The organism is Mesorhizobium sp. GbtcB19, from assembly GCF_019091085.1.
Taxonomy (GTDB): domain Bacteria; phylum Pseudomonadota; class Alphaproteobacteria; order Rhizobiales; family Rhizobiaceae; genus Mesorhizobium.
Genome location: NZ_JAGXJY010000551.1, coordinates 1 through 234, shown reverse-complemented (window position 1 = coordinate 234; position 234 = coordinate 1). Strand labels below are relative to the sequence as shown.

The 234-nt window shown below is 65.8% G+C and carries 1 protein-coding gene; it reads right to left on the bottom strand.

The genetic code is table 11. The features are described from left to right. The coding region (locus KVT37_RS33020) for an exodeoxyribonuclease VII large subunit (RefSeq protein ID WP_217579105.1) at positions 1 to 234 on the bottom strand (234 nt) is incomplete at both ends.

The window sequence follows — 234 nt, the reverse complement described above, 5'->3', positions numbered from 1 at the left end:
GGGCGCATGCGCACCGCGAGCAGCGCCATCATGGCGCCGGAGCCGGCCGGTGCCAGATTGTCGATGTCGATCTGGTAGTTGGATTTGCCGGGGTAGGTCGTCAGCTGGCCGCTGGCGATCACCTCCATGCCTTCCTCGGGGCGGAATTTCAGAGGTGCCATGGTGGTCTTCCAGCCCACGGCATCGATCCGCGCCCGGTCGTCCTTCAACCCGAAGTAGGCGTGGCCGGTGGAA